This window comes from Anabaenopsis sp. NIES-4685 (assembly GCF_059725405.1).
Map to the genome: position 1 here is coordinate 2,252,439 of NZ_AP043602.1, position 25,233 is coordinate 2,277,671.

Sequence of the window (25,233 nt, forward strand, 5' to 3'; positions counted from 1 at the left end):
AACCTTGAAAACTGCATAGTAACGCGAAAAAAAGCAGGCAGACACAGACAATCAAATGAAAGTGTTTGCAGTGGAAAAAACCAATGTAAAGTGGTCAAGCTAATAAGGGCTAACGGTGGATACCTAGGCACACAGAGGCGAAGAAGGACGTGGTTACCGACGATATGCTCCGGGGAGTTGGAAGCAAACTAAGAGCCGGAGATTTCCGAATGGGGCAACCCTAAAGACTACCTGCTGAATATATAGGCAGGAAAGAGCTAACCCAGCGAACTGAAACATCTTAGTAGCTGGAGGAAAAGAAATCAAAAGAGATTCCCTAAGTAGTGGTGAGCGAAAGGGGAAAAGCCTAAACCAAAGGATTAATCCTTTGGGGTAGTGGGACAGCGATATCGAATCTGGAGGTTAGACGAAGCAGCTAAATACTGCACCAAAGAAGGTGAAAGTCCTGTAGTCGAAAACTAAAGGATAGTAGCTGAATCCCGAGTAGCATGGGGCACGAGGAATCCCATGTGAATCAGCGAGGACCATCTCGTAAGGCTAAATACTACTGTGTGACCGATAGTGAACCAGTACCGCGAGGGAAAGGTGAAAAGAACCCCGGAAGGGGAGTGAAATAGAACATGAAACCGTTAGCCTACAAGCAGTGGGAGTCCGATTAAACGGATGACCGCGTGCCTGTTGAAGAATGAGCCGGCGACTTATAGGCACTGGTAGGTTAAGGCGAGAATGCTGGAGCCCAAGGGAAACCGAGTCTGAAGAGGGCGAAAAATCAGTGTTTATAGACCCGAACCCTGGTGATCTAACCATGGCCAGGATGAAGCTTGGGTAACACCAAGTGGAGGTCCGAACCGACTGATGTTGAAAAATCAGCGGATGAGTTGTGGTTAGGGGTGAAATGCCAATCGAACCAGGAGCTAGCTGGTTCTCCCCGAAATGTGTTTAGGCGCAGCGGTAATGAATATACCTGGGGGGTAAAGCACTGTTTCGGTGCGGGCTGGGAGACCGGTACCAAATCGAGACAAACTAAGAATACCCAGGGCACACATTGCCAGTGAGACAGTGGGGGATAAGCTTCATTGTCAAGAGGGAAACAGCCCAGACCACCAGCTAAGGTCCCCCAAATCATCACTAAGTGAGAAAGGAGGTGAGATTGCATAGACAACTAGGAGGTTTGCCTAGAAGCAGCCACCCTTGAAAGAGTGCGTAATAGCTCACTAGTCAAGCGATCTTGCGCCGAAAATGAACGGGGCTAAGTGATGTACCGAAGCTGTGGGATTAAGAAATTAATCGGTAGGGGAGCGTTCCGTAGTAGGAAGAAGCAGTAGCGGTAAGCAGCTGTGGACGAGACGGAAGTGAGAATGTCGGCTTGAGTAGCGAAAACATTGGTGAGAATCCGATGTCCCGAAACCCTAAGGGTTCCTCCGGCAGGTTCGTCCACGGAGGGTTAGTCGGGACCTAAGGCGAGGTCGAAAGGCGTAGTCGATGGACACAGGGTGAATAATCCCTGACTAAGATGTGGGAGCATGGCGAGGGACGCATGAAAGATAACCATACCCTAATTGGTTTGGGAGGGGTTTACGAACTCCGCATGGTGAAGGATAGTGTCAAGAAAAGCTCGTTATGTGATGAAAGCATCATACCCGTACCCGAAACCGACACAGGTAGGGAGGTTGAGAATACCAAGGGGCGCGAGATAACTCTCTCTAAGGAACTCGGCAAAATGCCCCGTAACTTCGGAAGAAGGGGTGCCCACGAAAGTGGGTCGCAGTGAAGAGATCCAGGCGACTGTTTACCAAAAACACAGGTCTCCGCTAACTCGAAAGAGGACGTATGGGGGCTGACGCCTGCCCAGTGCCGGAAGGTTAAGGAAGTTGGTCAGGGGTTCGCCCTGAAGCTGACGACCGAAGCCCCGGTGAACGGCGGCCGTAACTATAACGGTCCTAAGGTAGCGAAATTCCTTGTCGGGTAAGTTCCGACCCGCACGAAAGGCGTAACGATCTGGATGGTGTCTCAGAGAGAGACTCGGCGAAATAGGAATGTCTGTGAAGATACGGACTGCCTGCACCTGGACAGAAAGACCCTATGAAGCTTTACTGTAGCCTGGAATTGTGTTCGGGCTTGGCTTGCGCAGGATAGGTGGGAAGCGAAGAAGTATCCCTTGTGGGGGATATGGAGCTAACGGTGAGATACCACTCTGGCGAAGCTAGAATTCTAACCTCACACCCTCAGCGGGTGTAGGAACAGTTTCAGGTGGGCAGTTTGACTGGGGCGGTCGCCTCCTAAAAGGTAACGGAGGCGCGCAAAGGTTCTCTCAGCACGCTTGGAAACCGTGCGGCGAGTGTAAAGGCAAAAAGAGAGCTTGACTGCAAGAGTTACAACTCAAGCAGGGACGAAAGTCGGCCTTAGTGATCCGACGGCACAGCATGGAATGGCCGTCGCTCAACGGATAAAAGTTACTCTAGGGATAACAGGCTGATCTCCCCCAAGAGTCCACATCGACGGGGAGGTTTGGCACCTCGATGTCGGCTCATCGCAACCTGGGGCGGAAGTACGTCCCAAGGGTTGGGCTGTTCGCCCATTAAAGCGGTACGTGAGCTGGGTTCAGAACGTCGTGAGACAGTTCGGTCCATATCCGGTGCAGGCGTAAGAGCATTGAGAGGAGCCTTCCTTAGTACGAGAGGACCGGGAAGGACGCACCGCTGGTGTACCAGTTATTCCACCAGGAGTAGACGCTGGGTAGCTAAGTGCGGAGCGGATAACCGCTGAAAGCATCTAAGTGGGAAGCCCACCTCAAGATGAGTGCTCTCACTACTAAAGTAGGTAAGGTCACGGGCAGAACACCCGTTTATAGGCTCTAAGTGGAAGTACAGTAATGTACGTAGCTGAGGAGTACTAACAGACCGAGGGCTTGACCTCATCACTCTGGTTTTCGCGTTACTTGCAGTCTTCAGGGTCTGGGACCCACCACTCTTTCCTGGTGTCTATGGCGCGGTGGAACCACACTGATCCCTTCCCGAACTCAGAGGTGAAACGCTGCAGCGGCCACGATAGTTGAGGGGTAGCCCTCCGCAAAAATAGCTCGATGCCAGGTTTATTTTTCTACGAATACCATAGATAAGAGCCTCTTCTCCAATTGAAGGGGCTTTTGTTTTTTTTCTTGGCTTATTTTGCTTTAGGTAGGTATAGAGGTAAAATGCTTATGGTTGAAGAAATTCATAAAATTTTATTATTTTAAGAATAATCATTGTAGTCTAGTTTGAGAACCTCTAACATGGAATGGGGATGGGACACAGACAAGAATATTCTTGATGATCTTTTTCTTCCTTTTTTAGGTAAAAAAATTGGAATTTTGGGCCATGATAATGGTGGTAAGTCAGTGCTTTTCCAACTAATTCAGAGCCAGACAATAGAACCAAGTCCTGGGTCTACTGACAAACCAGAACAGAGGAAAACGCTGAAGATCAATTTTGAGTATAAATGTGTTCAGAAATCAATATTAATCAAGGTAATTATTGATACTCCTGGCGACAAGGCGAGACCGTATACGCGAAAAGAAGTATTTCAGAAACAGGATTATATTATCTATCTTCTCAGAAGCGATCTAGTCTTGGCTCGCAATCACAACATAGCCTTTACAGAAGACATGAATCGGGCTAGGTTGTCTGTTAAAAATTGCTTAAAGCAAGATTTCAGTAATTTTCAAGAATGGGCTAAAGATGATTTTCTGTTTAAAAGTAAAAAACAGTTGATTATTGTTGGCAATCATTTCGCCCAGAGCGCAGATCGGAACATACTCATCCCTGTATCTGATGAAAGAGCTACTGAAGATTTTTTTGTTCCTAATTTCTTAGATGAATCAATCAAAGAAGATTATTCTAGAGAATTCAAGACAATCATATCAGAAATCATAGGTACAAAACTATTCTATGATGTGCGATTCGTAGTTGGAAGTCTGGCTGCCAATAATCTCGGTAACCAATTGGTACTAAGTATTTTTAATGAGCTAATATAGGATATTAAAATGGCTTGTTTAGCATTTTATGTTCAAAATTTTAATAAAGATATTCCAACTGTCATCTTTAAAAACTCAAGAAGAATTGAAGCTTTTGAGGGAGAAGGTCAGGATATAATTCGGAAAATAGATGATCTCGCTCTCCATGGTTCCGAGTTAGTTAATGAATCAAATGTACGTATAATACATAAAAAAAATGCGGAATTTTATGTTGAATTAATCACTGAACAGTTAGATGTATCTGGTCGTCCTGCAAAAATCGGTATTTACGGTAGGAAACCTAGTTTATCTTGGGAATATAGTTTTGAAGACTGGGTTTTTGATATTTTTGACAGAGTTAAGGAGTTTTCAATTGAAGTTGACCGCTCAGTTAAACAAGAACAGTTACGCATCATACGCTCAGGGCTAAAGTCTATTTACTATCAACATAAAATTAAAGCTCAGGTTATGCTCATAGTAAAGCTTGCTCTGGGTTCTTTTATACCCATTTTAGTAGGTTTATTATTAGGAATTTCCCCATTTATCGATGTTAAAAGCAGTTTATTCTTAAGTGGTATTATTGGTATTAATAATATTTTTCTAATTCTCTTAATACAGGATAAAGTTTAATGTCAAAAAAGATTATTCAAGACCGTATTGAGAGGGTTCCTGTTGATAACCCAGACGAGCGCGAGATAATCATAGTTGTATCTAATTTTGACAGAGAAAGGCTTGAGTATCCTGAACCTGGAAATAAAACATTTGAGAATATGGGAGGAGTTTGTTTTGTCCGAGATGATATTGAATTTTATGATCAAAATAGTCAAGAATTCTTAAAAGTTTTGAAGGAGCAGGGTCTTTTGAGAGTCGGGAATATTCTGCTTCAAACTAAGTATGGGTATCAGTATCCAAATAAGAAATATAAGGAGCTTTCAAACAGACTTCATCAAAGGTTTCAGCGTCCATATTATTTGCAAGCAGAAGCACTTCGTGAGCATTCAATAGACAGAAAGTATAACTGCTATCTTCATGTCTGTACTCTTCTGGGGGCGAAAAAAGTTTCTATAAATATCATTGATCAAAAGCACAGTAGTTCAGCAAACCGCTTAGGATTAAATCTTCTTGGGAATTTTCCCATAAAAACTAGTGGGGATTCTTCCGCTCAGGAAATAATTGAATATTATCGCTCAAGAACAAGGAAAATGGCGGGAAGTTTACCAAACATCGAGGAGGCTGAAAGGTACGTTGAAGGTGAATTGTTACAAGAGGATGAAGATATTAGCAACTTGATTAATGCTCGTAAATTAGCTTTGAGAAGGTATAGCGAATTTACTAACCCAATAACAGAAGAAAACTTCCGACTAGATTTGTTTAGTCAGGTGACAACAGTGTTAAGTCTGGGAGCAAAAATAGAGTTTCCTCAGTATCTTTCATCTTTGAATTTAAACCTGAATAAATATGTGAAAAAAATTCAAAAGTTTACTTTAGATGTAAAAGTATCTTTCCCCCCTTCAGTAGGACAATAGCAATCCTCTCTGGAGATTGCAAGTTTATAAATTATCTAGAATAGGCTGTAAATAGCTTGTGTACAGGTCATCTCGTGGAGACCTGATTTTGATTCATAATGCTATGTGATATGTAAAGCTACAAATTTAATTACATCTCCTAACCCTTGTTGAGTCTTCAGGTTGCTGAAAATAAAAGGTTTATCACCGCGCATTTTCTGAGTGTCTCGTTTCATGATATCTAAATCTGCTCCGACATAGGGCGCAAGGTCAATTTTATTAATCACTAACAAGTCAGATTTAGTAATACCAGGTCTCACCCTTGCGGGGAATTTTATCACCAGCAGCCACATCGATGACATAGATTGTTAAATCTACTAGTTCTGGACTAAAGGTAGCTGCTAAGTTATCACCGCCACTTTCTAAAAATACTAAATCTAAATTAGTAAATTGGTTTTCTAATTGTTCAATAGCAGCCAAATTCATAGAAGCATCTTCCCGAATTGCTGTATGGGGACAACCTCCAGTTTCTACCCCTAAGATGCGATCGCTAGTCAAGGCCTGAGAACGTACTAAAAATTGAGCATCTTCTTGGGTATAAATATCATTCGTGACTACCGCCAGCTGATACTGCTCACGCAAAGTCTTACACAAAGCATCGACTAAGGCGGTTTTACCCGAACCCACCGGGCCTGCTACTCCTACACGCAATGCACTCATTATTTTTGTATCTAACTCCTAAACAACCTTGTATACTGGGTTTCGTGCTGCATACTAGCTAAGGATAAACCCCAGCTACAACAACTGAGGTCGTCATCCTCTAAGGCCAATATTTCCCTCACAGCGGCGCTGATTAATGGTTGTAACTCTAACAATAATTCTTGTCCCGCAGTTTGACCCAGGGGAATGAGTTTCACTCCCCCTGTAATTAAATTACTAGCCCAACTATGTAAATATGCCAGTAAAGCAGCTTGATGGTTGATCTCCCAATGAGCCACAGCAATCCCAAAGGCGATCGCATAATTGACAGGATTACCCACAGCACTCACTAAAGGCGTGATATCCGGTTCTAGTTTACCCAACAACTGAGTTAGCGATCGCCCCATTTGCCAACTAGAAGCGCGCAATTCCGCGGTTTCTCTAGCAGCAGATAACCACACATTCCAACGACATAAAGCCGATACATCCCCAATACTAGCGGATTCCTGAGCACGTAGCATCACCGCAGCATCTAACCGAATTGCACCATAACGCAGTTCCCCCTCCAACCAATGTTTCAGGGTGGTTGGACTGGAAACAGTGCCATTTTCCACCAGCCTTTCTAAGCCTTCAGAATAGCCATATGCTCCCACAGGTAACCCTGGACTTGCTAACTGTAATATAGATAGGAAATTGGCATCAGTGAGAGTAATGGTGTCCATAAGCGCCTAATTCCGGCTGAAATGGTAGGGTTTCCTCTATAACTTCTAGTCCCAGTTGTTCTAGCATTGTGCGTAAAACTGAATCGGGTAATAAGCGTAAATAGCTAGAAGTAATTTCTACAGGTACATGGCGATTTCCCAAATGGTATACTGCGCGCATTAATAAAAGTGGCGTTGGTGCCAAAACAGTTAACACTGTTTCTGCTTTAGCAGTAATTCTGACTTTTTCCTTGTGGGTTTCGCTTTGCAAAATATCACCATCTTGCAGTATTATCCCTCTGGGTAAACGCGTAAATATAACTTGACCATCTTCGGTTTCCCAACGATGGCGACCGCGGGTGCGTTCTTCCGCAGTCAGTGGGAGGGTGAAACTGACAGATGCATCAGGATTAGGCGGTTGACGTTGGGTGAATATCAACATAGTAATTATTGTCACCCCCTATTTAATCAAACAGACACCAAGCGTCGCAAAGATTCAGCCCGGCGCTTGGCAATGGTATTATTGGGAGCAATTTTTAATGCTTGCTCATACATTTCCAGGGCTTGAGCAGTTAATTTTTTGCGTTCGTAGGCGTGTCCGAGGTTATTCAGTGCTGTTACATAGTCTTGTTGATGTTTGAGAGCTTCTTTATACTGACGAATTGCTAAGTCATATTGCTCTTGGCTGAAATAAACATAGCCTAAGCCGTTGTAAATAGGGGCGGTAATATCTTCTTCTTCCTCCTCAGCAGCTTTCAGAGCTTTTTGAAACAGTACCACCGCCTGAGAAAATAACTTTTTTTCCGAATAGATACTAGCTAACTCATAATATTCTTGAGCCGTACCCTTTTGGTTCTCTAATTTTTTGCGTAATCTGGATAAGGCACTTTCACGCCTGCGAGTTTTGAAAATTTGGCGGAAAACATTCACAACGGCGAATGAAAGCAGACCGACGAAAATTGACAGATAAATAATGACTAAATTTTGATCCATTGTCTGGAAATACAAATATTAAAATTTCACACTTCTGTATCTATTATGGGACACTGGGAAGATGAGGTAAATATTTCTTTACTTACGGTAAGCCCCAATAGTTCACACGTTCTTTGAGCCAACCATCTGCTGTATATTGGGCGATCGCTTGATTAACTTGTCTTCTTAACTGATCATACTGCAATCCCTTGGGCATCACTACAGATAAAGGTTCTGTAGATAGCTTGGTCGGTAACAGTCTGTATTCGGGATATTCTTGTACCCAACCGCTCAGAACACTAGCATCCGCAGCAAAGGCTACCACTGTATTATTTTCTGTCAGACTCCGCGCCGACTCATATGAACTAACTCCCACTAACTCCGCCTTCGGCACATAGTAACGTATGTCAGCAATTGTACTAGAGTTATTGATTACCGCCACTTTGCGGTTGGCTAAATCACCCAACTTACTCACAGATATATCTTTTGTTACTACAAAAGTGCCGTCATAATAGTAAGGAACACTGAGACTGACTACACGCGATCGCGATTCCGTTGCTGTTACCCTAGCGATGGCTAAATCTACTTTCTTGTTTAAGACTACAGACAAGCGATCGCTGTTGGCTACCGGTTGTAACCTGACAGCATCTGGTTTACCTAACAAATCAAACCCCAGACGCTTTGCCAAGTCAATTTCTAACCCTTGTAAATTACCGTCAACATCTCTAAATCCCAAAGGGCGTAAGTTATCTTTAACGGCAATACTTAAATAACCTCGACGCTGGATTTCTGGCATTTGAGACCCATTTGCCATAAATCCCCAGTAAAAACAGACAATACAAACAATAGTAGCGGATAATACCAGATGTAACTGATTAATTTTTAGCCATCTGTTACATCGGTTATTCATCCGTTACCACCCTTATCCTTTAGCCTGTAGTGCTAACTCAGCTACTTTACCAAATGCAGCAGGATCTAGGACTGCCAATTGTGCCAACATTTTGCGATTGAGTTGAATATCAGCTTTTTTGAGATTGCCCATTAACTGACTGTAACTCAAACCATGTTGCCTAGCAGCGGCATTGATGCGGGTAATCCACAGACGGCGAAAATCGCGCTTTTTCTTTTTGCGATCGCGATAAGCACTCCGTAGCGCCTTCATCACCTGTTGATTAGCGGTTCTAAACAAAGTTGAGTGAGAACCACGAAACCCCTTAGCTAGTTTGAGAATTTTATTGCGGCGTTTACGAGCTACATTACCGCGTTTTACCCTTGTCATAATTTATTTCCTGAACAATTTACAAATAAGGAAGCATCAACCGCACATTCTCTTCATCCCGTTCGTGTACCAGTGCAGTTTTGGACAGGTTACGCTTTTTGTTAGAAGATTTGTGTTCTAAAAGGTGGCTTTTAAAAGCTTTGCGACGGACAATTTTACCGCTACCAGTGGCACGGAATCGCTTCGCCGCTGCTTTACGAGTCTTGAGTTTAGGCATGGTCTAACGTTAATTCGACACAATCCATAATTATATACTATTTCCTGAAATCTTCTGGCAAATCAACTACACATTCAGGAAACTGGCGTTGTAATGCCACAAAAACAGGACAAGGCGGTTCTGCTTGTAAATTTTCTGGGTTACTCCAGGAAAAAGGCGCTTGTTGTGATGCAGACATCCATAACAAGCGCTTGGCTCGTGTCATAGCCACATATAGTAAACGGTATTCCTCAGACATTTTTAAATGTTCTGCTTCTTCCCACGCCTGGTACACATTAGGTATATGAGATTTGCCATGTAGCGCCGTGCGAATTTGGGCGCGGGCAACTTCCGATAAAGTAAACTTACCTAAAAACTGGCTTTTGGGAGCAACCCAAAACTTACCAGGAATTGACTTTGCATATAGAAACGGAATAAATACATAGTCCCAATCTAACCCCTTAGCTTTGTGCATAGTGATAATGGTCAATTGACCCGGACGAGTATAACGGCCTTCTAAATCATCGGTTTCCACTGGTTCAAACCGTTCAGAATTGACAATTTCACTTAAAGCCGCCAGCATTGCTTCCATAGAATTATGGTCAGTTACTTGCTGATTTACCCGTTCTGCGAGTTTATCAGCAGTTGCCAATTCCGCTTGTTCATAGTTTAAAGTTAAAGCCACAAAGGAAATCAGATCATACAAGGGCAATTCCAAAGGAGCGCGAAGTAAACTACGACACAGATGCGCCGCTTTTTGTACTGTCTGTGTCCGGGGTGCTGCTAACGGACCGGGATATAAAAATTCTTCTGGTAGACTGGCCAGAGCGTTGAGGTCTTGGGTAGGAATCAATTGACGTTGTACCAACACCTCCAAAGCAGCCTTGAGATAGTCAGAAGAATGGGGGCGATGGCAAAATTGCAATAATGCCAAAACTTCCTTGGGAACATGAGAACGGCGATCGCTTTCACCTACATCATAAAGTTTAATTTTATGATCCTGACACACAGGTTCCAGCCTCTGTGTTAACCAGCGTCCTTGGCGATTTTCTCGCACCAGAATTGCTGCACTCATATTGTGAGGATTTTCAGCAAACAACTCCACCACTCTTTGAGACAGTAATTCGACTGTATGATTAATATCTCGCGGTTTATAAAGCTCTAATCCTCTTCCTGTGGGTACCGGATTGGCATTTTTTTGGGGGTCGCCGGTATTAACAGGGCGGATTTTTTGCTCACTAAAGGGCAGTTGCCGATTTTTGCGCTGATAAAACCCGTTTACCCATTCTAGAGCATAGTTGGCAGCAGCAATGATGATTCTGTTACTGCGTCCAGCTTGATCCATATTTGCTAGTTTGCCCAAGCCATGGCAAAATTGGCAAAAATCCCGGAAATATATCGGATCTGCTGGGGTAAAAGTCGAGTTAATCGCCTGATTCGGATCACCAACACGCACTAAGTTACCTGGAGAGTAGGGATTAGTCGGTGAATAATTATCTCCCTCAACACCGGCTAAAATCTCTAACAGCTTCGTCTGTAAAGGACTAGAATCTTGGGCTTCATCCTCAAATACACCTAAAAGTTGGTTTTGTTCGATGGTACGGGCGCTATGGTTTTCTAGAACACGAAGCGCCGCCAGTATCATATCATCGTAGTCAATGAAATCATGCGATCGCATGAGATTCTCATATTCTTCATACAATCCCGCAGCTATACGTAAAGTTACGTATTTATCTGTTATTTTTTCACTCCAACCTCTGAGTTGGTCTGGTTTGATTCCAGAACTTTTAGCCTCATGAATGACGGTGGTGGCTAAGTCTGGTAAAACTTCCGTGCGCAAAACTGACTGACGACGTAATTTTTCTGTCTCTTCCCCGTCAAATTGATTACCCTCTAGCAACCGGACATAAAGTTCCGGATGATTATTAATCCATTGCTCTACTGCTTTACGTACAAACCGGTGGCTTTGATTAGGAGTAATTAAGGTGACATTATCTAAATCTAAACCAGACAAATCAGGGTAACGGCTAGCAATATTCAAAGCTAGACCATGTAAAGTATAAACAGCAAAGCCCGACTGAGGTAGAGATAAATCTTTTAAGTATTGGCAAATTTTTGTTTTAATATTGGCAGCAGCCGAACGAGTAAAAGTCACAACTACAACCTGACGACGGTCAAACACACCAGACTGAGCATAAACTTGGTACTGACGAGCGATCGCGATCGCTGCTGCTGCGGCCATACCAGTAGATTTACCAGCCCCAGGAACCGCCGAAACAGCCAGGAGTCCTGAAGTCCAATCAGCCATTTGCTGTTGTCCTGGCCGCAGAGTGTTACGGACTACCCAAATCTTTTCTTGTAACTGAGACTGAATAAATTCTCCAGAGAAATTAGGACTAAGATCAGAATTTAACATAAAAATTGAGATTTAAAAAGCACAGTAGTTTTATGTATCAGATCATCTCCCAACTGCAAAAACTGCATCAAGGTTTGACAAATAGGCAACCATATCTAAATTATTATCTAGGATTAGCTGCAATCATCGCCCTGAGTACTGTCTTACGCTTTCAGAATTTAGACTTAAAACCTCTGTGGATGGACGAGGTAATTACAGCTATTTTCAGTTTAGGGAAAAATTATCATCAATTGCCCTTAGATATCTTATTCCCACTGCAAAGAGTCCCAGAAATTTTCACTTACCAGTCTGGAGTTACTTGTGACCAAATTGCTGCAAATCTAGCCCATCAGTCTACCCATCCTCCATTATTTTTTTGTGGAATGTACAGCTGGTTAGGGTCGATGACTCCCTTGGGTTCAGAGTGGGTAACAAAATTGCGATCGCTACCGGCCTTATTTGGCGTGGGTACCATTGTCGGGATTTATTTTGTCAACCGCACTGCTTTTTCTCCAACATCGGGAATCATCGCCGCATTAATCATGGCTGTTTCTCCCTTTGCTGTTTACCTTTCCCAAGAAGCACGTCATTATACCATGCCCATGTTCCTCATCACTTTAGCATTATGGGGACTAATGGAAATTCAGCGGGATATTTTAGAACAGGAACGCCTGAGATGGTGGGTTGTGCTCTTATGGTCAATTGTGAATATTATTGGTCTTTATACTCACTACTTTTTTATTTTGGCGTTCATTGCTGAAATTATCACACTACTCTTATTAATGTATTGGTGTAAAACTTCGATATTCAAAAACAGCTTAATTATAGCAACTATTGGGGTGGTAATTAGTTTTATTCCCTGGATGCGGGTAATGTTGAATCATTTTCAGAGTTCCGCCACCAACTGGTTACCTGCTACCATGCACATTTCCCCGGTATATAACACCTTAATTAGTTGGATTTTAATGGTAATTGCTCTACCTGTGGAAAATCAGCCTTTACTAATTATAGTTATCTGTGGCTTTTTCATGGTAACTTTTGCCATTTGGGTAGGTTTGCAAGTATGGAAGGGTTTAAAAACTGTCTATTTACAAAAGACAACCCATTTATCAATCTTAACCCTTGCCACTTTTATGATTGTGGTGTTAATCCAGTTTTTTGCTATAGCCTACTTATTTGGTAAAGATATAACTGTTATTCCCCGCTATAACTTTGTTTATTATCCCAGTTTTTGCGCTTTGTTGGCAGCTAGTATTGGCAAAAATCACCAGTCAAAATTGATAATTTTGTTGGTGGGGGTTATCAGTTGTGTGTTTGTAGTTTCTAATTTAGTCTTTCAAAAGCCTTTCCTACCTGAACAAGTTGCCCAAAACATGAATTTAGAACCATCTGCGCCCATCATGCTCGTGGTAGGATATAGCAATTATCAGGATGTGGCATTGGGATTAGGTTTTGCTTTAGCATTAGAAAAACTTAGGAATAATACCAACAGTTTCAATCAATTTGATACTGTTGGTTTTTTAGACAAATCTCCCCATTCACCTCCCTTGTGGGAGAAACTTGATCAAATGCCAACACTGGGAATATCTCAGATAAATTTATGGATAGTTGGCCCTGGAATGATCAGGGAGAGTTATCCCCAGCAGTTGGGGCTGTTTGGGGATAGTATTTGTAATATAGACAGTGCAGAACACCATCGGATAGGTATTCCCTATCAACTTTACCGCTGTCAGAAAATTAGACAAGTTACAGGGGCGGCGATCACTGCCCCATCTGCATCTTTGAATACTCGTGGTATGATTAAACCACCAATTGTGGGAGGAATGGGCTAAGTAGACCCACGGATGCTCGGCGCACAGAGGTTGCATCGGCCGCATCTATAATTCCGTTGTTGGTAGCGTCTCCTATAATCAGGGGATCAGTCACAGGGAAAGCTCTAAATCCTGAATCAAGTCCCACATTTACCCGAGAAATTAAGGCCGCATCTGTAGAAAGATAGCCTTCTGTTTTGGTCGTATCTCCCACTAATGCTACCAGCTGTACTGCACTGTCTCCTACTAAGCCCGCACCGGGAAGTATTTGCAGTACACCTTTAGCACCGTAGGTTGCTGTCTGCTGAACTTGAGCATTCAAGGTGATTAAGTCGGTACTAGCATTGAGGGCAGCCTCGCTGAGGGTAAACTGAGCTTGTCCTGGTGTATTGAAGTCAGAATTTAAATTCCAACCCGATGCGACTACATTTGCTCCTGTAATAGCCAGCAGGTCTGGGTCATATTGCAAGGTAAAGCTAATGTTGTCTACACCACCGGGATTGGTGATGCGGATGGGTAAAGGATTGAATTGACCACCCCCACGTATGTTTACTTCTTGACCAGGGGCGCGGCTAAAGTCAGGTAAGGTGAGGACTGGTACTGTGGGGCTATTGACGGTAAATTCCCGAACAAAGTTACCACCTGGGAAACCATCTTCATTACCATCAAGTAAGCGTCCGTTCGTGCTGACGAAACCATCACTACGGCTCTCCAGGGTCAGGGTGTAATTACCAGGTGCTAGAATGTCACCTGTTTTAACGAAAGTCAGGGCGTTGTCAGTCTCATCCCAAATGAGTGAACCATTGATAATATTGCCTTCACTATCGGTGAGGGTGAGGTCTGGTAGGTCTGTAACTGGAGCGAGTGGGTTGGCTAAGTCTAATCCTGTGTAAAGGTTGAGAACACTGAGATTGACGTCATCATTGAATGTCAAGACAAAGCCACTGGAATTAGTCTGAAAGTTATTGACTTGCAAAGCTTCCATCCTATCAACAGTTATGCTGGTATCAGCTTGAGTGGGGATGACTTCAGTTAAACCTAAATTATCCTGAGCCAGACTATAGAAAGCATATGTACGACCCACTTCACCGTTATAGATAGCAGATGTTTGAGTAATGCCCTGTTGCCAGATAGTAAAGTCACCATTATCTATAGCTACATAGATATCATAGGAGGCAATGCCACTACCGTTATCTGTACCCGTCCAAGATACAGTAAAGTTAGGCTCATTACTGTTGGCTGGTAAAGGGTTAACTTGGCTGACGGGGATGTCACTATCTAAGGTGTTAAAGACTGGATTAGTGAGGAGGGGAGTTTGATTGTTAAAGGTGATGCTCCCTTGGGCATCGATGCGGGTATTATTCGTAATATTGCTTAGGGGTTGGATGCTGTAACTGACAAATCCCCGTCCGGCTCCGTTAGAGTCGTTAGGAGGTAAAAAGCCTTGGGTAGTATTATCTACAGGGTTGCCAGTTAAGGGGTCAATGGCGGTGAATGTCCAAGTTACAATACCAGTGGCTACATCTAACCCAGCATTGACATCGACAAACACACCGCGAGTGTCCCGCAGGTCGAGGCGTTGATTATAATTTTGTACGCCGTTGGTAACTAGGGTAATATCTCCAAAGCCAAGGTTATTTAAGGTGAAGGTATTAAAGTCTAGGTCTGTGTCTAGTTGTTGGCTGATGGTAACTTGGGCAACAGGTGTGGTTTCAGCTTCAGCGTTATTACTGAAGCGGATAGTATAGGGAATAATTGCTCCGGCGGTTAAATAATGTTCAGTACCGAAACCGTCGGGATTCACCAGGGTATTGGGAGCGCTGACCGTAGTCAGTCGTTGTTCTGTAACAGCACCTTGGATAAATTGCAGGTCGCCATTGGTGATAAAAATATCTAGGATGACATCTTCTAGGATATCTGGATCTGTAATTCCGGCATCGCGGGCAATTTGTTCAGCGGCGGCCCGTTGTTCGGGGGTGAGGGTAGCTGCTGTGACAATATTCCGGGGGTAGGTTAGGTCTGTGAAGGTATTAGTATCTTGTCCTGGGGCGTAGTCAAAGAGGGATTCGCCTTGAACAATGCGCCAACTGTTGCCATAGTCGCCGTAAAGTTGTTCATTAGAGATACTTCCGCCAATGACCGTACCATCCCGGAGGTTAAATTCATCATTGCGGTTATTGTTAAAGTTACCCAGGAGTCCTACCACTTTACCTTGGCGGTTATCTGCTAAACCAAGGTTAATATTTAGGAAGCTGCTATTATGTTTTACCTGGATGAGGTCGTTATTGGCGGTGATAATTCTGTATTGATTCCCTTCTCTAGTAATGAGGTTTTGACCGACTGCGTAAACTGCGCTATTATTGGGAAGGGTGACGATGGTACCGTTAATTAGGAGGGGTTCTGCTTGGTTGGCGTAAATGGCGATGCGTTGGTCGCCGAGTTTGATCGCAATGGCGGTGTTGGTAGAAACGCTGGTACTGTTTCCCCACGGTTGTTGGCGGGTTTGGATTTCCAAGTCGTCGGTGGTGGATTTAACCAGGGTAAATTCTCCCACTGCTTGGAAGTCGTAGCCTAAGCCGTCCAGGGTTTGTATGTGGGGGTCTCCCCATGTGCCGCCGCTCAATCCAGGCAACAAAGGAAATAATAAACTGTTGGCGAACCACAAAGGAGTACGGGGAATTAAGTTGAAGTTTAAAAATGGATACTTATCAACATCTCCTTTTTTAGGAACTTTTCTAACCCCTTCTAAAAATCTTTGCCCTTTAAATGCCTCCTTACGACCGTTACCTATAACCGCGTAGTAATCAGTCAAATAGTGAAATTCTTTAGACACATATTGACCATTTAATCTGCCTAACCAATGGTCTTTGTTAAAGACATTTCTGATACTATTACTAGGCAAATATTTTGCCCATCGGTCTGGCAACCAATGAGAAAATACTTGACCAGAGACTTTAGTTGTATTTTTTAATCTAGCTCCTAAACCAGCTCCAAATGCACCCAAAGCAGCAGAAACACCTACATCTGTCCAATTAATATCAATTTTTTGGCCTGAAAAGTATTGTGATCCTGCCTGTATAGCAATCTCAGATATTCCTCCTATACCTACTCCTAATGCGGCAGCAACGATAAATGGTGCTATTTGCCCTGATGGATCATTGTTTTCTACTGGATTATTGAAAACATATCTATAAAAATTTACATCCCCAGCATTTATATCTAAAGGATCAACCGCTGTAAACCTTCCCAACCCGCTATCATAAAACCTTGCTCGCATGAAATCGAGACCATTACCCTCATCCATGACACCCCATTGACCAACATATTCAAAGGGGTTAGCAACGCCTTCAACTTTGGTTAAATCTTCCCCAAAAGGTAAATAACTGTAACGGTTAACATAACTCCCATCATTAGTCGTTAACCCTATGGTTGAACCCAAAGCATCGGCATCATAATAGTAACTATTACTATCACTCACCCGACTCACTAAACCGATGCCATGATGATAAACAGCAACCAAATTACCATTACCATCATATTCCCCCACAATATCCCCTAACCCCGCCGGGTCGAGTAAATATTCGGTACGTTGACCATTGATAATAGTAGCAACCCGGTTTCCTAAACCATCATATTCATATTCCCACCTACTACCATCAGCCGTCTCCACCTCCACTAACCGATTTTCCACATCATAGGTGTAGGTGGTAGTCTGTCCCCCTTCATTCTTTTGAATTAAATTTCCATCCCGATCATAGGTGTAGACAGCATTACCAACACGAGTATACTGATTGAGATTATTACTGCTGTAACCTGTGGTTATCCCACTATCTGTTACCGCAATCCGATTACCTGCCCCATCATAGGTATAGTTGATAGTACGATTATCCGGTGTCACCACAGAGGTTAACTGTCCAACGGCATCATAACCATACTGGAAAATTCCCTCTAGGGTGGTCATGGTGGTACGCCGCCCTAGATTATCATAGCTATACTCAAACCTAGAATTTACCGTATCATCAGCTTTGTAGTTGATTAAACGGCTTAATTGACTTTCTTGGTTATACTCATAGGTGGTATAGGTGCCATTGCCGTTAGTTTCTTTAATTAAACGCCCCAGAATATCATAGTCATAGCTAATAATGCCTTGTCCCGTAACATCGGTTAAAGTTTTTAACCGTCCCAGGTTGTCATAGCCATAATTTACCGTATACCCATCCTGGGAAACTAATCTAGTCCTTTGACCATCGGCATTGTAGGTGTAGCTTAATGTCCGTCCTGTGGGGTATGTAACTTTTGTAACTTGGTCAGCACCATCATACTCCATGGTAATGCTACCTGTGGCATCGGTGACAGTTGTAAGATTACCCCTGGTATCATAGATATAGCTAACCCCAGAACCATCAGGGTATTGTTTTGCCGTCAGTAGCCCGTCTTGATTATAGGTATATTGAATCCCATCACCTCGACGGTTGACAAAACTGGTAAGATTACCCAAATCGTCAATAATAAACTGTTCCCTACTGCCATCAGGGTATGTGATTAGAGTCAGATTCCCCCTGTCATCGTAGGTATAATTAACACTGTTACCTCTGGGGTCTGTAAACCCTGTGAGTTGATTAAAGGTGCTATCGTAGGTAAAATTAACGTTTTGATTGAGTAAATTTGTCTGTCTGCTTAAATTGCCTATACTGTCGTAACTATAACTAGACTGACCACCATTAGGCAGAGTAGCACTAATCAAATTACCATCGGCATCATAGCGAAATAGGAGATTTTGATTATTAACCCCCCGAATTTGTGCGCCATTACCTCGGTCATCTAAAAGGATAGTTTGGGATGTGCCTGTACTATCAGTAATGGTGACACCACCAACACTATCATAGCTGTAAGTCAGACTTAGCCCCTCTTCATTGGTGTATTCTCTAATTAAACGACCTTGGTTATCGTATTCAAAGTTACGCTGATAGCCCAGTTCGGATGTGACTGACAACAGAGAATACTTTTTCCCCGCTACATCGCTGGTATCGTAAGTATAGGCGATGGTTCCCTGATCACTGGTGACAGATAGCAGGGCTTCCCCAGTGGTATCATAAGTGTAATTGGTAACTTGCCCAGTGGAATCGGTAATCTGGCTAATACGTCCTTGGGGATTGTAATCTAAAGTCAATGTACCCCCATTGGTATGAACTAATTGAGTCAGGCGATTATCAGCATATTCCAGGGTGATGCGATTACCGTTAGGGTCTTCCACATAACTAAGTTGACCATCCCTATTAAACAGCGAAACAATACCATTAACTTCCCTTAACCGATATTCACCATTAACAATAGTTACCACAGCGCCACCGGCTTCTGTATAACTACTGTCTGTTTGTTGGTCAAAAGCCCGCTGTAAGTCTCCCACACTGCGGATAACCACATTACCTTGATTGTCAGTTGTAGCGCGTAAATCCCACTCACTCGCCCAACCCCGTCCTAAAGCTCCTAAATTGTAGCGTTCAGCAATGGATTGATAGAAGGTACGATTAAAGGTTAAAGATAGTCCAGGGGCAGCATCTACTACATCGGTGCTACTGATTAAACTCACGTTAGTGAGAGTGTTGACTGCTTGTATCCACTCAAAGGCAAATAACCGGTTTAAATTATTAGTGGGTTGTCCAAGTTGACTTAAATAATTAGCATTTTCTGCCATTACAGCTTGAAACTGTCCCGCAGTTGTACCAAAAACAGCGGTTAAATTACTCCAAATGGCATCCCAAGCGGCATCATTAATAAAACTATAATCAGCGCGGGATTCTGCCTTAATACTAGCCCAATTAATGATTTCATCAGGCTGTACTTGTTCCACTGTGAAGGAAATCAAACCGTTACCACTGGGAGTATAGGTAAAGGAAAATTGTTCTGTTTGTCCTGGGGTTAAAATTCCTACCGGTCCATTGCCACCAGTGGCTAAACTTAAATTCAGGAGTTGGCGTAGGGTAGCACTAACAGTATTGTCTTCTGGGTAATTAACTTGGGCATTAGTGGGTACTATTCTTAGCAGGGGTGCAATAACATCTGTTTGTCCCACATTGGTATAGGTGACAATAGCCACACCAGAGGATGGATAACTCAACTGCACCCGAACATTACCGGGTAGATTATTAGTAACGGTGAAAGCACTATTAGCGGCGGCTGTTTTCACACCATCGCTAATTTCCACATTATATCTGCCAGGGGTTAAGCCCTGTAAATCAAAGGTTGCCCAGGTTTCATTATCATTCACCCAATAAACTTTAGTAGCTTCTTTTTCACTGCCATCGGTAGCCACTAGGCTGACTTTATCGGTGGGGGAGAACTTTTGACCTACTATGATAATGGTAGTTTGCCCTTGATTACTACCTATAGCCCCACGGGGAAATCCTGATATGGCAAGACCATCATCATCAATAATAGTGAGGGTAGCGGTGTTTTGCTTGCCAATAGTTGCGCCGCCGGTGGGGGTAGTGAGGCTTAACTGGATTGTCTCGTCAAGTTCTGAGATATTGTCATTGACAATGGGAATATTAACAGTTTTAATGGTTTGCCCATCAGCAAAATTAACGGTAATGGTAGTGTTGTTATAATCATTGGGCGCTTTAGCCGTGCCATCTTTGAAGTTAATAGTGGCACTTACCACCCCATCACTTCCCCCTGTGCGAGTCACAGTGACGGTAGTAACCGGTGTTCCATCTTCATTAACAGTAAATTGAGGGGCGCTGAAACTTAAAGTACCTGGTATGGGGTTAATAATTTGAGTGGAAGTTCTTAGGGCAGTAGCAGCAACCTGTCTATTGCCTAGGTTATCAGTGGCTAAACTATAAAAAGTGTAGGTCTTACCTGTTTCACCAGTATAAATGGCGTTATTTATAGTTACATTGGTTAACCATGGAGTAAACTCACCGCCATCAACGGATACAAATAGATCATAGCTTCTAATACCACTGCGATCCGTTGCTCCCCATGTGACATTGATACTATTGCCTACAGTTCTTGGAGGTAAAGCACTAACGCCACCCGATGGGGGAGTGATATCTAATTGTTCAGGTTCACCGGAGCCAAAACGAGTAGTTGTGATGTAGGTGGTAGATGCTCCTGGAGCTAATTCAAAAACGTTTCTTAAAGCTAGGGCTAAGTCATACTCTGAACCTCTATCAACAAAGCCATCGGAGTTACTGTCACCCTGCACGATGATATTTTGTAAGTTACTTCCCCCTAGAACATTAGACCTTAAACTACTGTATCCATCTATTTCCCAACGATTTGTGGTGGGAATAGTCCCACCTGTACCAGTAATCCCAAAAAAAGTTGTATCTGTCTCTCCAGTTCCCCCAGCATCAGTTTCAAATATAATTTCTACACCCCGCTGAATGATTCTACCGCCCCCGTCAATCAAACTCCCATCAAAGTTTAAATCTCCATCTACGTAACGTACTAAATCAAATCTGATGGGTTGATCAGTGATGTTCGTAATACTATAGACTTGATCTAATCTTGCACCTGTCCTAACTTCACCCTCTCTATTAAAGCTATCTTGAACAATTTGCTCTAGTTGAAACTGGAGTCCGTTAATAGTAAAGGCACTATTTGCAGTGGTGTCTGTAGAACTAGTAAATGCCTCATCGTTAGTCTGAGATAGAGCTAACTCAATACGTTGACCAGTTGTACCATCCCCCGCAATAATTCCTAGGGCAATGAAGGATAAATAAGTTGTACTAGCAGGTTCTATACTCCCAACAGGATCATAAACACCAGCCTGTCCGCCAACACCAGAACTACCAAAACGACCAAGTTCATCTACAGTAACTGCTAGTCCACCATCTTCAGGAGCGGTTTGAATGGTTCTCATAGGTTATAGGGTTCCTTTTAGTTTTATGGGTTAATTTTTTCAAACTTGTACTAGACCAACTCAAGTGGTAGCGTTACCACCAGCACAGCTTTGATACAGGCTCAATCTATATACGAAGTAGAATCAGATCATGCTGCAAAATGCTGGGAGTTTTTTGTCACACTCATACCAGACAGATTAAACAAGGGACCAATCGCCTTGCGTACAAAAAACTATCAGAAATTACAATCAGACACATCCTACCAAGTAACCCATAATTACTTTAGTCTGGGTATAAAAATTTAATAAATTTTCATATTTAGTATCGGCTAAGTATTGGTTAGGACATGACTTTTGACAAATCTGGTAATAATTGCTGTTTCCAGACTTTACTAAAAGTATGTAAGAAAAGCGATCGCATACTCTTGTCAGAGGTCGATCGCTTTTCTGCAAAAACCCACTAGGGAAGATTATGAAAATAATGATACATATGATACATTAATTTCTGAAGTATCAGAATCTGTACCGGTCAAATTCACCCAAGAGCCTACCAAATCAACCCCTAAGAACACCTGTTAAATTTGTCATTTGACATTACTCGTCAATTTGCCAGGAATCTTTGCTGATCACATCATCAAAAATTTTCTTAGGACGGACAATCACAATCACTCGCCCCAGTAGAGAAATTTGTGGCTCGGTGTCAAACCACTGAAAATCTAATTCACCATTGTGTTCAACCACGAAATAGCTGGAATCATCCCATTGACGCGCGGCGCGGTCTACAACCACCAGCACGGGTTTTGGTAAATTGTTTTCCTGGTTAGGTAGGCGATCGCTATTACATAAAATCACTACAGGATCTTCCGCACTTAATAATACTTGCCAACCAGGTAATGGTACCCAAGCCTGTTCCCCAGAAAATTTAACTAACCCAAATGGTTCCAGGCTTTCTACTAGGGGTACAGCTTGTAAATCTTCTGGTGTTAATGGCAACTCCCCCACTACCGGCACGATGCGGGGTAATTCGTCTTCTGACTCAAAGCGATAAAAGGGTAAAATGGGGGCGGGACGCTGGGAAACTACAGTAAAATCAACTAATAACTGTTCGATTTTGTTCCTAGCTGTGGGGGTGTGGGCAAATTTTAAACCCTTGGCAATTAGACGCGATCGCTCTTGCAAATCTGTATACTGCCGTGCTAACTTCCAAGCTTGATAGGCAACAGCATCACCAGGATGGGCGGAAAAACCCGTTGGTAAAGTCCGCAACCGGGAAAAGTCCTTAATTGCTTTTGCAACTTCCCGCGCTTCATCCATATCGAGTTTGTGGGTAAATGTCAGTTCAGCCGCAGCGGCTCGTTCTTCGTGGGTCAGGGAGCGTAATTCGTATAAAATATCGCTACCACGTGTACCGTAGTGCGATCGCGTAGCTTCCGAAGCACCACCTTTTTCTAAAGAATGATAAACTTGGGAACCAACAACCACCTGGTTTTGTTGAATTGGCTCAAATCCAGTTTCCTCAAAAATCTGCTGAGGATTGTAACCGGCTTTTTGCAAGGAGGCGATCGCCGCTCCCCACTCTACCCAGTTACCTTGTTTTTGTCTGAGCTTTCGTAGCAAATCTTTTACTACATCTTCATTCACAGCATTTTCAGGATTTTGAGCATTAGAAGGTAAATTAGTCATAATTCGGGAGTGGGAGCCTAAAATAGGAAAGTTTGTTTAAATGTGACTGAGCAACGCCAACCAGGATATCTGAAATTCCACCCCCCAGTTTATCGTTTCTGTCTTACACATACTATACTAGTGTCAAAATATTCTTCACTCTTGACCATTCACAGATGACCCATAATGAATCGAGAAATCCGCGATATTTTTGACCGTATTGCTCCAGTTTATGACCAGTTAAATAATTGGTTGAGTCTGGGACAACATCGGATCTGGAAGGAAATGACCATCAAATGGAGTGGAGCTAAACCAGGAGATACTTGTCTAGATATATGTTGCGGTAGTGGTGATTTAGCCTTCGGTTTAGCCAGATATGTCGGAAACCAGGGACAGGTGTATGGTGTGGATTTCTCAGCCAATCTACTAGCAGCTGCTCAAAAACGCGCCCAAAGCCTGCACCCCCAACCCAATATTTCTTGGATAGAAGCTGATGCACTCAGTTTACCTTTCGAGGATGGCCAATTCGATGCCGCCACTATGGGCTATGGTTTAAGAAATGTTACAGATATTAATCGCAGTCTTCAAGAATTACACCGCGTTCTCAAACCTGGCGCAGTAGGGGCAATTTTAGACTTTCACCGTCCCAGAAATCAGCAGATGCGAGCTTTTCAGCAATGGTATTTAAGTAGTATAGTTGTACCCATGGCTGAAAAAATGGGTTTAAAACAAGAATATGCTTATATCAGTCCCAGCTTAGATCGTTTCCCCACTGGGGAGGAGCAAGTCGAGTTAGCCCGTCAAGTTGGTTTTACTGCGGTTACACACTATCCCATTGCCAACGATATGATGGGAGTATTGGTAGTCAGTAAATGATTTACCACTTGTGGTTTATCAAGCCTAATTCTCTTAATTTTTACCTTGGATTGGTCTCACCTTTGGTTTTATTTATTACCCCCGTTCCTGGGTGGCACTATTGGCTATTTCACTAACGATCTAGCCATAAAAATGTTGTTTCGCCCCTACCGGCCATTTACATAGCGGGGCGCAAATTACCATTTACTCCCGGATTGATTCCCAGCAATCAGGAACGTCTGGCTCAAAAAATTTCTAATACAATTATGGGGTCATTGCTGACTCCAACAGAATTGCAAAATCTGGCGCGCCGGTTGTTACAAACAGAACGCGTACAGTCAGCCATTTTGTGGTTATTGCAGTTGGCAATTACACAAATTAAAGAGGAAAAAAACGAAAAAAGTGCCACAATAGTCGCAGGAATTTTGCGTGATTTGTTAGGAGAATCATTACCTCGGTTACTCAAAGTTTTGGCAAGGCGAGAAGATTTTTTAGAGGTACAGATTAATCAAATCTTTGACCAAGTATTGCTGGAATTACAACTGAGTGAAGAACAATCAACAAGGCTAGCTGATTGGTTACTACAGGTAGTTTTACCTCCAGATGTATTGCGACAGGTAATTATTGATTTTTTGACTGACCGCACTATTCAAACTATTGATGAAAGCTTTCGAGAAAAGACCAGTGGTACTTATTGGGTAGTAGCAAATTTATTTGGTTTACGTAATACTCTCACGAGACTGAGAACTTTTTGCTTAGATGAAAAAGATGCTACTAATGCTCGTTTAGAGGAATTGATTCAAGTTTTGCAAATGCGCGATCGCCTGAAAAAAGTCTTGCAAGATTTATCATTACAAAACTTACCCATAGGGACAGTGCGCCAACTCCGAAAGACTACAAGGGAAAGTGTGCGTCATTATATCCAGTCGAGTGGTAGCGATTTACTTCAAGGATTGACTGATTCTGTTAACTGGGAGAAGATAGCCAAATTACTACTTAATCGTCTGAGCAATTCACAGGTAGTCGGTTCTTCTTTAGAAGTTGTCAGTCAAGAGTTGGCAAAAATTTTAGAAAGATATTTGGAAAAAGATTTAGAAAAAATTGTAGCGCAGGTAATTCCAATATTATCGATAGATAAAGTAATCATTGACCGTGTGAAAGCAACTTCACCTGCTGATTTAGAAGCTGCAATTGAGGGAATCGTCAAAAATGAACTACAGGCAATTGTAACTTTAGGTGGTGTTTTGGGTTTTCTGATTGGTTTATTGCAAGTAGGATTTTTAATCTTGACCCAGGGTTAGTTGTTCTCGCCATGATT

Annotated in this window: 14 protein-coding genes, 2 rRNA genes and 2 pseudogenes; 8 read left to right on the forward strand and 10 right to left on the reverse strand. The window is 42.8% G+C overall.

Going from position 1 to position 25,233, the window contains the following annotated elements:
* Nucleotides 1–92 precede the first annotated feature (92 nt).
* The 5 genes from AC6IZ0_RS10025 to AC6IZ0_RS10045 all read left to right on the forward strand — a co-directional run bounded on the left by AC6IZ0_RS10025 (nucleotide 93) and on the right by AC6IZ0_RS10045 (nucleotide 5,517).
* Nucleotides 93–2,916 (forward strand): 23S ribosomal RNA (locus AC6IZ0_RS10025).
* A 57-nt stretch (nucleotides 2,917–2,973) separates the two neighbouring features.
* A 5S ribosomal RNA gene (rrf, locus tag AC6IZ0_RS10030) occupies nucleotides 2,974–3,091 on the forward strand.
* Nucleotides 3,092–3,271: 180 nt separating this feature from the next.
* Nucleotides 3,272–4,012, forward strand: a complete 741-nt coding sequence (locus AC6IZ0_RS10035) for a P-loop NTPase family protein (RefSeq protein ID WP_497725953.1) — start codon at nucleotides 3,272–3,274, stop codon at nucleotides 4,010–4,012.
* Between the two features lie 9 nt (nucleotides 4,013–4,021).
* Nucleotides 4,022–4,621 carry a hypothetical protein gene (locus tag AC6IZ0_RS10040; RefSeq protein WP_271733226.1) on the forward strand — a complete coding sequence of 200 codons (600 nt, stop codon included), beginning with the start codon at nucleotides 4,022–4,024 and terminating at the stop codon, nucleotides 4,619–4,621.
* Nucleotides 4,621–5,517 carry a hypothetical protein gene (locus AC6IZ0_RS10045; RefSeq protein ID WP_271733227.1) on the forward strand — a complete coding sequence of 299 codons (897 nt, stop codon included), beginning with the start codon at nucleotides 4,621–4,623 and terminating at the stop codon, nucleotides 5,515–5,517. Before AC6IZ0_RS10040 ends, AC6IZ0_RS10045 begins: the two co-directional genes overlap by 1 nt.
* 101 nt (nucleotides 5,518–5,618) lie before the next feature.
* Here AC6IZ0_RS10045 and ureG read toward each other — a convergent pair.
* The 8 genes and pseudogenes from ureG to AC6IZ0_RS10085 all read right to left on the reverse strand — a co-directional run bounded on the left by ureG (nucleotide 5,619) and on the right by AC6IZ0_RS10085 (nucleotide 11,759).
* Nucleotides 5,619–6,216: pseudogene (gene ureG, locus AC6IZ0_RS10050) on the reverse strand (urease accessory protein UreG).
* An 11-nt stretch (nucleotides 6,217–6,227) separates the two neighbouring features.
* Nucleotides 6,228–6,917, reverse strand: a complete 690-nt coding sequence (locus AC6IZ0_RS10055) for an urease accessory protein UreF (protein WP_497725954.1) — start codon at nucleotides 6,915–6,917, stop codon at nucleotides 6,228–6,230.
* Entirely contained in the window at nucleotides 6,895–7,338 is a 444-nt protein-coding gene (gene ureE / locus AC6IZ0_RS10060; protein ID WP_497725955.1) for an urease accessory protein UreE, read from the reverse strand. Before ureE ends, AC6IZ0_RS10055 begins: the two co-directional genes overlap by 23 nt.
* 26 nt (nucleotides 7,339–7,364) lie before the next feature.
* On the reverse strand, nucleotides 7,365–7,889 hold the full coding sequence (locus tag AC6IZ0_RS10065) for a tetratricopeptide repeat protein (protein WP_271733231.1): 525 nt from the start codon (nucleotides 7,887–7,889) through the stop codon (nucleotides 7,365–7,367).
* An 82-nt stretch (nucleotides 7,890–7,971) separates the two neighbouring features.
* On the reverse strand, nucleotides 7,972–8,778 hold the full coding sequence (locus AC6IZ0_RS10070) for a transporter substrate-binding domain-containing protein (RefSeq protein ID WP_497725956.1): 807 nt from the start codon (nucleotides 8,776–8,778) through the stop codon (nucleotides 7,972–7,974).
* A 12-nt stretch (nucleotides 8,779–8,790) separates the two neighbouring features.
* The gene (rplT, locus tag AC6IZ0_RS10075; RefSeq protein WP_271733233.1) at nucleotides 8,791–9,147 is read right to left on the reverse strand and encodes a 50S ribosomal protein L20; all 357 of its coding nucleotides are present in this window, start codon (nucleotides 9,145–9,147) and stop codon (nucleotides 8,791–8,793) included.
* 19 nt (nucleotides 9,148–9,166) lie between these two features.
* A complete protein-coding gene (rpmI, locus tag AC6IZ0_RS10080) occupies nucleotides 9,167–9,364 on the reverse strand; it encodes a 50S ribosomal protein L35 (protein ID WP_200989608.1) in 198 nt (65 codons plus the stop codon).
* Between the two features lie 37 nt (nucleotides 9,365–9,401).
* The gene (locus AC6IZ0_RS10085; protein WP_497725957.1) at nucleotides 9,402–11,759 is read right to left on the reverse strand and encodes an ATP-dependent helicase; all 2,358 of its coding nucleotides are present in this window, start codon (nucleotides 11,757–11,759) and stop codon (nucleotides 9,402–9,404) included.
* A gap of 32 nt (nucleotides 11,760–11,791) precedes the next feature.
* Between AC6IZ0_RS10085 and AC6IZ0_RS10090 the strand changes: the two genes are divergently transcribed.
* Complete coding sequence (locus AC6IZ0_RS10090) at nucleotides 11,792–13,570, forward strand: glycosyltransferase family 39 protein (RefSeq protein ID WP_497725958.1); 1,779 nt, start codon at nucleotides 11,792–11,794, stop codon at nucleotides 13,568–13,570.
* Here the strand turns inward: AC6IZ0_RS10090 and AC6IZ0_RS10095 are convergent.
* Together AC6IZ0_RS10095 and AC6IZ0_RS10100 are read right to left on the reverse strand one after the other, a co-directional pair.
* Nucleotides 13,539–21,419 (reverse strand): Calx-beta domain-containing protein, encoded by a 7,881-nt coding sequence (locus tag AC6IZ0_RS10095; RefSeq protein ID WP_497725959.1) that lies wholly within the window; start codon nucleotides 21,417–21,419, stop codon nucleotides 13,539–13,541. The two genes, AC6IZ0_RS10090 and AC6IZ0_RS10095, sit on opposite strands and share 32 nt — an antisense overlap.
* Before the next feature lie 573 nt (nucleotides 21,420–21,992).
* On the reverse strand, nucleotides 21,993–23,081 hold the full coding sequence (locus AC6IZ0_RS10100) for a RuBisCO accumulation factor 1 (protein WP_497725960.1): 1,089 nt from the start codon (nucleotides 23,079–23,081) through the stop codon (nucleotides 21,993–21,995).
* A 165-nt stretch (nucleotides 23,082–23,246) separates the two neighbouring features.
* Here AC6IZ0_RS10100 and ubiE point away from each other — a divergent pair, with 165 nt between their 5' ends.
* Both ubiE and AC6IZ0_RS10110 read left to right on the forward strand, forming a co-directional pair.
* Nucleotides 23,247–23,936 carry a bifunctional demethylmenaquinone methyltransferase/2-methoxy-6-polyprenyl-1,4-benzoquinol methylase UbiE gene (ubiE, locus tag AC6IZ0_RS10105; protein WP_497725961.1) on the forward strand — a complete coding sequence of 230 codons (690 nt, stop codon included), beginning with the start codon at nucleotides 23,247–23,249 and terminating at the stop codon, nucleotides 23,934–23,936.
* A 45-nt stretch (nucleotides 23,937–23,981) separates the two neighbouring features.
* Nucleotides 23,982–25,216 (forward strand): annotated as a pseudogene (locus AC6IZ0_RS10110) (DUF445 domain-containing protein).
* The last annotated feature ends 17 nt before the right edge of the window (nucleotides 25,217–25,233 follow it).